This window comes from Armatimonadota bacterium, from assembly GCA_016223145.1.
Classification (GTDB): Bacteria; Armatimonadota; Fimbriimonadia; order Fimbriimonadales; family Fimbriimonadaceae; genus Nitrosymbiomonas.
This window is the reverse complement of record JACRPN010000009.1, coordinates 262,191-270,959: the sequence shown is the minus strand read 5'-3', so window position 1 is coordinate 270,959 and position 8,769 is coordinate 262,191. Positions and strand designations below refer to the sequence as shown.

The following is an 8,769-nucleotide window of genomic DNA, read 5'->3' as shown; positions in this document are numbered from 1 at the left end:
AACATCGAAAAATTCGAAATGTGCGAGGTGGACTACAAGCGCGGCGTCGTTGGGGTGGCTTCCGAGGGTCTACAGCTCCCGGGCGACTCGCAGCTTTTTGTGCTCAAGAAGGACGCGTTTCGGCTCTATCACTCCTACGCCGTGGTCGGAAAGGTGACGTCAGGCATGGACGTGATGGGGCGCATCCAGCAGGGCGATCGGATCCTGCGCGCCAGGATCGCAAAGTAGGGGAATTCCGGGGCTTCGGTTGAGCCATGCAGGCGGGACGCCTGAGCCCCAGGGGCTGAGGCCATGCGCCGGGGCCACCTGCATTAGCCGTGCAGGAGGTTTTCACGGCACGGCGAATATCAGCAGAACCCCCGAAGGGAGCAACCTACACGATGCACGCCTCCATCCTGTTGTCTGTTGCGCTCACGACCGGCTGGTTCAGCCCGCCGCCCGAGACGCTGCGAATGTCCGGTGTGCTCAAAGCAGTCCGGCCTATCCCACCTGGGACGCTGCTGACAAGGGCGAAGGTGCTGGAAGTGGGCCCGAGGTCGTTCGCTGTTTCCGTGGGCACCGAACCTCTCTCGGTGGACGACGGGCCCGAAACCCACTACTGGAAGTCGAAAGCGCCTGCAAAACGCGAGGCGTTCGCGGCCGGCGACGACGTCTGGGTGCGCGTCAAGACGGACAACGATCCTCCTGTCCTCAAAGAAATCGCCGACGTCGAGAGCCAGACCTGGCTCGACAAGATACGCAAGGAGTTCTTGAAAGGCACGATCGACAAGGTGGATTCCAAACGTGCCTTGATCCACTTCGACGACGGAACAAGCTTCGATTACCGGGCCACGGAGAAGACCGTGATCAAGCTCAAAGGCAAGACAAGCCCGTCGCTCTCTGACCTCACGAAGGGCGACGCCGTTTGGGTGAAGGGGCGCCTTCTTTCCAACCTCGATACGTGGCTCGCCGAGATTCGGGACGAGGCCCCGCGCCCCGCGCCCGACAAGTCAAAACCCGCGAAGTCGGAGAAGGTCGATCCGCTCCCACCCGCAGGGACCCTCCTCGGCAACGTGCTGTCCCACCTGACGACTCTCAAGATGTTCGATATCTAATGCGGCCCGAGGGTGCTTCACATCTCCTACAACTCAAAAACGCTGTTCAGTCTGGACGGCAAAGGCTGCAAACCGAGGGACATCGCCCCCAGGCAACGGGTGCAATTGACTTACGCGCGAGACCGTGTGGGTAGAATCTTAGCCTCCAAGGTGGAGCTATTTTCGCCCGGTGGGTAACCACTGAGAACACGGATGCCAGGGCGAGCGTCTGAAAAAGCAGCTTCGGGGTTTTGACCGGGGACATTCCCGGCCCGGCACAATTCTTGCACGTTATTGGCACTAGATGTGGCCGAATTCGGTCACAAATGGGCGCTCATGGGTCTATTCCCATTAGGGGAACCATGCCCACGCCCTCGCGTACCTGGAGATCGATGGAGCACGAAGAAGGCATACCGAGCTATTTGAGCCGGTTGACCAAGGCGCCTCTCTTGACGCAAAGTCAGGAAGAGGAGCTCACGCGCGCCGTGCAGACCGGCGACGTTCGGGCTCGCCAGCGTCTCATCGAATCCAACATGCGCTTGGTGATCAACATCGCCAAGACCTATCGCAGCCGCGCCGTGCCGCTTGAAGACCTGATTCAGGAAGGCGCGATCGGGCTGATGCAGGCGGCGGAGCGCTTCGACCCTGAAAAGGGCTTCCGTTTCTCGACCTATGCCACGCATTGGATCCGCCAGGCGATCGGCCGCGCCATCGACAACAAGAGCAAAGCCATCCGGCTGCCTGCCCATGTTTCCCAGTCGTTAAGGCGTATTGAGCGTGAGCGCCTGAAACTCGCTCGTGAGCTTGGCAAGGAACCCACCAACGAGCAGCTTGCTTCGGCGATCGGCATCAGCTCCAAGAAACTGATGACCCTGGTTCAGTCCTCACAGGAGCTTTTGAGCCTCGACATGTCGGTCGGCGACAATCAAGGAACCACGCTGGGCGGCCTCATCCGCGACAGCCGGCAAATAGACCCCGAGGAGGCGGTGCTCGACGGCGAAACCCTGAGCGAGCTCGCGCGCATCCTTCTGGAGCTTAACGACCGTGAGCAGAAGGTCATGCGGATGCGGTTCCGACTTGAGGGCGACACCGAAGCCCAGATGCAGGAAGACATCGCTAAAGAAATGAAGCTCTCGCGCGAGCGCATCCGGCAAATCGAGGTTCAGGCCATCAAGAAGCTGCGCGTCCTGGCCCAGCGCAGACGTCTGCGCGAGATGTTGAGCTAGGCAAGGCTCGCCGGCGCGAGTCGGAGCGCAGAGCCACGTCTTCCTGAAACCTCCCTCCACAGCTCTTGCCATAATCAACCGTGCCAAAGCAGGGGGCCCGCACCATCTTGATCGCCCTTGGCGTCGCGTGCCTCGCGGCCTCCCTGGTTCACGTCGCCGCAGGGGGAGCCGACGCCGGGTCTCCTTTCGGGTTTAGGATGTCACCCTTCAGGGTGCTTGAGGAGATCCTCGCCGGTCCGAACGGCAATCCTTCCTCCGAGAACGTCATCGTCTGGCAGATTCGGCTTGAGCGCGCCCTTGCCTGCCTTCTGGGCGGCGCCCTGCTCGGCAGCGTGGGCTCAGCCTTTCAGGCGCTGTTTCGCAACCCACTTGCAGATCCCTATATCGTCGGGGTCTCCTCAGGCGCAGCGGTTGGCGGTGCTCTATCGATGGCACTGGGTGTCGCGGGCCTTGGCGGGAGCCTCGGGCTGATGGGGTTCGCCTTCGCCGGAGGTTTCGCCGCCCTGTCGCTCGTGATGGCGCTCGGCCGCACCCGCGGCGTGCTCGACGTCTCGCGGCTTCTGTTGGCGGGAGTTGTCGTCGGCTCGATGCTGAGCGCCCTGCTCTACCTGATCGTCACCGCCATGGGGCTCGACGCAAATCAGTTCCTGCGCTGGCTGCTGGGAAGCGCGACCCCGATGTATTGGGACCGCCTGGCCCTCATGGCGGCGGCAACCCTGATCGGGATCCCGCTGCTCATGGCGCAGACTAAACGCATGAATGCGCTCGCAATGGGCGAGGACACCGCCAAGCGCCTCGGCGTAGACGTCAAGCGCCTGCAGCCGACAATTCTCCTCGTCGGTGCGGCGATGGTTTCCGTCACGGTGGGCGCGATGGGCATCATCGGCTTCTTGGGGCTCGTTGCGCCGCATATCGCCAGGAGGCTGGTCGGAGTGGACTGGCGGCAGTCCCTGATGGGCTCTGCGCTGATCGGTTCGCTGCTCCTCCTCACCAGCGACGTCGTGGCCCAGCGCGCGCTCGGTGGAGCTGAGATTCAGGTCGGGGTTGTGACCGCGATCCTGGGCGCGCCGTTCCTGCTGGCGCTGCTGCGGCGGCCGGAGGGAGCCTAGCCTTGCCGCTCTACGTGCTCTGCATCCTGGCGCTGATCGTTGCGGTGCTCTATTCGACCGTTGGCCACGGCGGGGCGTCGGGCTATCTGGCCGCGATGGCGCTCGCGGGTATGGCCCCGGCCGAGATGAAGCCGACCGCGCTCGCGCTCAATATTCTGGTCGCCGGGCTCGGCTCAATACGGTACCTTCGCGCCGGTCAGTTCGAATGGAGGGTTTTCTGGCCCTGCGCGGTGGGCTCGATCCCCTTTGCGTTTCTCGGCGGAAGCCATGCGACCCCCGACCAGCTCTACAAGCGCCTTCTTGCGGGGTTCCTGATCCTGGCAGCCATCGCACTGCTCCTGCCCAGACCGGAGGACCGCGATCCCAAGCCTTTTCCACCCCTCGCCGGAGTCACCATCGGCGCGGCCATCGGCTACGTCTCCGGGCTCATCGGTGTCGGCGGCGGCATCTTTCTGAGCCCGATCCTAATCTTGTCGGGATGGGTCAGAACGCGCTCGGCTTCTGGCATTTCGGCGCTGTTCATCTTGGTGAACTCCATCGCGGGGCTCGCGGGCAACGCCGCGAGCCTCAAAGCCCTGCCATCCAGCTTGCCGTGGCTTGCGCTTGCGGCCTTCGTCGGTGGACTCCTGGGCACCGAGCTGGGATCAAAGAGGCTGGCTCCCCAAGGCCTGAGGATCGTGCTGTGCGCGGTGATGCTCTTGGCCAGTTGGAAGCTGGCGACAGCCTAGCCTCCTCCCGCCGCCTTCATTGCCGCTTGGAAGCACTTCACGGCTTCAAGAGCCTCCTTGCCCGCCCCGGTCTTGCCATCATAGGCATCCATGAACGCCCCGCATCCGCTCCAGGTCGTCGCCAAAACCCCGGCAAATCGGCTCGCAAGCCCAGGATTAGCGCCCTTCCGAAAAGCGCGAAGCAGGTCGATCTGCCTCAGGGCCACTTCGGTTTGCCGCCAAGGGCTCGACACCACGCGATTCCCGTTCATTGCGAAGATCGCGGCGCTCGGCTCGGCCCTCTCATAGTGCCAATCGCAGATCACGACGTCCTTCGGCAGCGAGGCGAGCGCTCCGTGAGTGCCGTTCGTCGCAGCCTCCCATTCGCCAAGCCCAGACGCAGCGCCGTCGAGGTACCGGTCGCCCCACATCCACATTTCGATCTTCTTTAAGGCCAGATGGTCGTGCAGCCGGGCGACCTCCTCTGCAAAGAGGGTGGCCGTGGGGGTCCCCTTGCACCGGGCGCAATCCTTGTCGCCCAAGATGAACACCTCGTCCATCCCGACGTGGAACGCATCGCTTTCGCAGGCGGCGGCAAGCTCATCGATGCAGTCGAAGAGCACCTTGTGGACCTCAGGGTGCCTTGGGCAATAGCTCCGGCAGTAGATGCCCTCGTTCTTGGGGTGCTTGCCCGGTGTTTCGTCGAACTCTGGGTGCGCCTTCAGAAGCTGGCCGTTGTTCGCCGCCCAAGATTGGTGCCCCAAGAGGTTGATTTGCGGGATCAGGCGGACCTTGGCCTCCTTGCACGCCGCCACAATCTGCTTGATCAGGTCCAGCGAGAGCGCCCCCGACTCCGCCATCTCGGGCCTCTTCATGAATTGGAAATTGAAGTCGAACTCAAGCACCAGGACGTTCACGCCCTCCTTGGGGAGGGCGCTGCGGATGAAAGCCGCAAGGCGGGGAATGTCCTCTCGCGAGGGACCCATCAAATGCAGCCCTCGGATGGGCAATGCTTCTCGCTGAACGGGAGCAAAAGCCAAAGTGGCGAGCGCGATCATTGGGCCGACCATGACCCCATTTTGCCCTGTAAGTGCTGGCCCTTGGGGGGAGGAGCATCCTGTTTGGGAACGCGCTTTGGAGGTGACCGCATGTGCCAAAGCGCTCGGGATCTGGTTGCGTTGCCCCGCTCCAGTCTCCACGATGCCGGGTTGCCGCAAAAATATGGCGCAGAAAGTGCCTTGCAATCCATACATGTGTGTCAAGATAGAAGCAGTTCCGACTCGTGTTGTCGGCTGTAGACGGTCCACCACAAATGGGCTTGTCTTCTTAAGGAGAACCAAAAATGAATAGATTCCTCACGAATCGCTTTGCCGTGCTGTCCGGGCTGCTTTGCCTCGGCGCCACGTCCCAGGCGACGTTTCTGAACTTCGACGACGGCCAGCCGAACGGTAACGCCGTTGGCGGCTACTATGCCGGAAGTGGCGTTACGTTTAGCGACGCCGCCTGGACGGATAACTTTGGACTGGCAGGCAGTTCCGGCGCACAAGGGATCGCCTCGATCAGCTCCGGCTTCACTCCCGGTCCCTCGAGCCCGATCGTCGCCACATTCAGTGGCGCAACGTCCTTTGTTATGCTCCGTGGCATTGACGTTGGCCAGGCCGGCTACAAGATCACGGCATGGGATGCCACCACTGGCGGAAACTTGGTGGACAGCGACGCGGCCTTCGGTACCGGACTCGGGATTGGCGAGTACTACGACCTCTGGGTCACGGGCAGCATCCTGCGCGTGGAGTTCTACCAGGTAACCCCGGGCAGCGGGGGCGACGGCATGCTGTGGGATGGCATGGAATTCGGCCCTGTCCCCGAGCCTGGCTCAATCCTCGCGCTCGGTCTCGGTGTCGCCGCGTTTGCGCGCCGCCGTTCGGCAAAGAAGTAGGGAGCACTTCCCGAAACCTCGTGTGGCCCTGCGAAGCATTCTTCGCAGGGCTGCTCGCCGTTTGCAACCCCAAATACAGAGTTCGCTAACACCATGCCCAACGCCGGAGACTCCATGGCCCGATCGGCGATGGCTGGCCGATAAACGTGACTCAATCGGGAAAAAAATGGATAGATTGTTTTGGCCAGATCGGTAGGCAATCCTGACCTCTCCCTATAGAATGGGACCAATAGAACCGCTTGGCTAAGCTCAAGCGGAGCCTGGGATAGCTGCAATGAGGCGCAATGATCCCGCAACAGGATTCCGAAAGGAACGAGTCGGTCCCGACTTCTCGTCACTGGAAAGCCGTTTGGCCCGCATCGAGGCGCGCCTCGATCGATTGGAGTCCGTGAGTGTCCCCGTTTCATCGGAGATTGAAACCCCCACCTTTGAACCGACGGCCCATCATTCGAGCGCCGAGTACGTCATCGGCGCCAAGCTCCTTCCCAGGCTTGGCGCGTCGCTGATCGTGCTAGCCATCGCGTTCATCGCCATCGTGGAGACCTCGAAGAACCCCGCCCTCAACAAAGGCATGCTACTCGCCATCGAAGCCGTGTTCTGCCTCGCCTTCGTCGGCTTTGGCGAGTGGAAACGCAATGAGCTCGAGGGGTTTGGGCAGACCCTCGCCGCCATCGGCTCCCTCGGCCTCTACATGACGGCCGCGGGTGGACATTTCGCCTATGGCGAGCTGAGCGCCGCGACCATGGCGACCGGCTTTGCGGTCCTGACGCTCCTCAATCACGCCTATTCGGCGCTGCGCAATTCCAGGACGTTCTTCGTGATCGGTGCGTCGGGCGGCCTGGCGGCCATGCTCTTTCCTTTGGCAGTTCAGGACTACGGAACCGCGCTGCTGACCTACACGGTGGTCACGGTCGGCGGGGCGGTGGCCTGCGCCATCAGGCGGTGGCTGCAGCTTTCAATCGTCGGCTGGGTTCTTGGCCTCCTCATCCTCGCTCCCGTCATCGATTCGGCGCATCCTCGCCTGCCCGTCGTGTTCGCGATGTACCTTGGCTCTCTTGCCTGCATCTATGCGGCGATGCACTCCTACAGCAAGTGGAGCCTCGATCCCTGGAACGCCGGCGCCGGAATCTCGATCTTCTTGACGGGCTTCATCGGCTGGCGCGTGCTGCCCAGCGCCGACGGCCTGCTCCCGGTTCTCGTGTTCGCCGCGGCGGGCGGCATCCTCTCGCAGGCTGCGCCCAGGGACAACCTGGCCGCCAAGTCGTTGCTGGTCGGGTCTGCGGCGATCGGTCTGGTGCTTGGGCCGCTGTACCTTCCGGCCTCGATACAGGTTTATGTCTTTGTCGCGCTGGCAACCTCGGCGTGGGTTCTTGGGGCCTTCCGGCTGAAGGTCTGGGCCGCCTGCTTCGCCGTGTCCGAGGCCGCAATGGCGGCCTTGGTAGCCACCTTCTCTCCAGGCGCTCAGGGAGCGCCTGGCGCGGTTCTCGGCGCGCTCGCCCTGGGTATCGCTTTTGCTGCGCTATCGGTTCGGAGGGTCAGCATCCAATGGCGCAGCTTGGCCATCTTGGGGGCTTGGGGGATCATCGCAAGGCTGGCCGGGCTGCTGACTCCAGCCGCCTCGGCCGGCCAAACCCCTGTCTCGTCGCTGACGATAGGCACGTCGCTGCTCGCGCTCTTCTTGCTGCTCCTCGGGTTCCGAAAGCACTGCCGACAGGTGCGGCTCTGGAGCTTCGTGATCATGCTGACGAGCGTGGTCCAGGTGCTCACTGTCGACGCGGGCTCAAGCGCCGGCTTTCGCTTGGGCGCCTTGCTGCTGCTTGGGCTGATGATGCTCATCTTGGGCTACAGGTACGTCCACGGAAACCAGCCTGATCTTGAGGACGTGGACGCACAGCCGGCGTAACTTGGTCGGGCCATTGGGCCACTTCTTCTGATCGATTGCCTTGTCCAGGCGCCGCCCATATGCCATAACGCTTTCATGGCCTGGTTTACTGCCGACGCGATCGACTTCCTGGGCGAGCTCGCGCTGAACAACAACCGCGACTGGTTCACAAAGAACAAGAAGCGCTACGAACAATCTTTGAAGAACCCGATGCTCGCGTTTGCTTCCGAGATGATCGAGCGCATGCGCGCGGTCGACCCTGAGATCTCGATGCTCCCGTCCCAGGCCGTGTTCCGCATCCATCGCGACACGCGCTTCAGCAAGGACAAGGCCCCCTACAAAACCAATGCGGGCATGGCGATCTCGCGGGGCGGCAAGACGGAACCGGGATCGCCGGGCGTGTACGTTCATCTCGACCCGGGCTGTATGGCGATCGCCAGCGGGTGCTATTTCCTCGAGCCGCCGCAAATCCTCGCCGTCCGTAAGCACATCGCCTCCAACATGGTCGAGTTCGAGCGCCTTCTCGCCGACCCCACTTTCAAGAAGCACTTCGGCAAAGTCGTGGGCGAAAAGAACAAGATCCTGCCGCCTGAGTTTCGTGAGGCCGCAGCCAGGCAGCCGCTTCTCTACAACAAGCAGTTCTACTACTGGGCTGAACTTGCGCCGGAAACCGTGCTCCGCGACGACCTGCCTGAGTTCGTGATGGAACACGTTCGCGCGGCGGGACCGATGAACGCGTTTCTGAAAGCAGCCTTGACGTGAACCGACCTGGGCATTCGGCCCTGTACCTCCCGACGAAGGACCCCTTGCCCTACTCGGCGAGAGGTGTCGGCCGC

The 8,769-nt window shown here is 62.5% G+C and carries 9 protein-coding genes; 8 read left to right on the top strand and 1 reads right to left on the bottom strand.

The window, feature by feature from the left end:
- From HZC36_08335 to HZC36_08315, 5 genes are all read left to right on the top strand, one after another.
- Positions 1-228, top strand: a 228-nt coding sequence (locus tag HZC36_08335; GenBank protein MBI5706982.1) for a peptidylprolyl isomerase, incomplete at its 5' end; no start/stop codon positions are given.
- A gap of 152 nt (positions 229-380) precedes the next feature.
- A complete protein-coding gene (locus HZC36_08330; GenBank protein ID MBI5706981.1) occupies positions 381-1,094 on the top strand; it encodes a hypothetical protein in 714 nt (237 codons plus the stop codon).
- A 371-nt stretch (positions 1,095-1,465) separates the two neighbouring features.
- Positions 1,466-2,299, top strand: coding sequence for an RNA polymerase sigma factor RpoD/SigA (locus tag HZC36_08325; GenBank protein ID MBI5706980.1), 834 nt, complete (start codon positions 1,466-1,468; stop codon positions 2,297-2,299).
- A gap of 80 nt (positions 2,300-2,379) precedes the next feature.
- Positions 2,380-3,408: an iron ABC transporter permease gene (locus HZC36_08320; protein ID MBI5706979.1), complete on the top strand. Its 1,029-nt coding sequence runs from the start codon at positions 2,380-2,382 to the stop codon at positions 3,406-3,408.
- Positions 3,409-3,410: 2 nt separating this feature from the next.
- Positions 3,411-4,136: a sulfite exporter TauE/SafE family protein gene (locus HZC36_08315; protein MBI5706978.1), complete on the top strand. Its 726-nt coding sequence runs from the start codon at positions 3,411-3,413 to the stop codon at positions 4,134-4,136.
- Here the strand turns inward: HZC36_08315 and HZC36_08310 are convergent.
- Positions 4,133-5,185: a family 20 glycosylhydrolase gene (locus tag HZC36_08310; protein MBI5706977.1), complete on the bottom strand. Its 1,053-nt coding sequence runs from the start codon at positions 5,183-5,185 to the stop codon at positions 4,133-4,135. The two genes, HZC36_08315 and HZC36_08310, sit on opposite strands and share 4 nt — an antisense overlap.
- Positions 5,186-5,457: 272 nt before the next feature.
- On the opposite strand from HZC36_08310, the gene HZC36_08305 reads away from it, so the two are divergent.
- From HZC36_08305 to HZC36_08295, 3 genes are all read left to right on the top strand, one after another.
- Positions 5,458-6,051, top strand: coding sequence for a PEP-CTERM sorting domain-containing protein (locus tag HZC36_08305; protein MBI5706976.1), 594 nt, complete (start codon positions 5,458-5,460; stop codon positions 6,049-6,051).
- Between the two features lie 274 nt (positions 6,052-6,325).
- Positions 6,326-7,954, top strand: a complete 1,629-nt coding sequence (locus HZC36_08300) for a DUF2339 domain-containing protein (protein MBI5706975.1) — start codon at positions 6,326-6,328, stop codon at positions 7,952-7,954.
- A gap of 75 nt (positions 7,955-8,029) precedes the next feature.
- Positions 8,030-8,695 carry a DUF2461 domain-containing protein gene (locus HZC36_08295; GenBank protein ID MBI5706974.1) on the top strand — a complete coding sequence of 222 codons (666 nt, stop codon included), beginning with the start codon at positions 8,030-8,032 and terminating at the stop codon, positions 8,693-8,695.
- The last annotated feature ends 74 nt before the right edge of the window (positions 8,696-8,769 follow it).

Excerpts from the sequence above, each read along its gene's own strand:
- HZC36_08330 (MBI5706981.1), top strand. The coding sequence starts at position 381 with ATGCACGCCTCCATCCTGTTGTCTGTTGCGCTCACGACCGGCTGGTTC.
- HZC36_08325 (MBI5706980.1), top strand. The coding sequence starts at position 1,466 with ATGGAGCACGAAGAAGGCATACCGAGCTATTTGAGCCGGTTGACCAAG.
- HZC36_08310 (MBI5706977.1), bottom strand. The coding sequence starts at position 5,185 with ATGGTCGGCCCAATGATCGCGCTCGCCACTTTGGCTTTTGCTCCCGTT.
- HZC36_08305 (MBI5706976.1), top strand. The coding sequence starts at position 5,458 with ATGAATAGATTCCTCACGAATCGCTTTGCCGTGCTGTCCGGGCTGCTT.
- HZC36_08300 (MBI5706975.1), top strand. The coding sequence starts at position 6,326 with ATGAGGCGCAATGATCCCGCAACAGGATTCCGAAAGGAACGAGTCGGT.
- HZC36_08295 (MBI5706974.1), top strand. The coding sequence starts at position 8,030 with ATGGCCTGGTTTACTGCCGACGCGATCGACTTCCTGGGCGAGCTCGCG.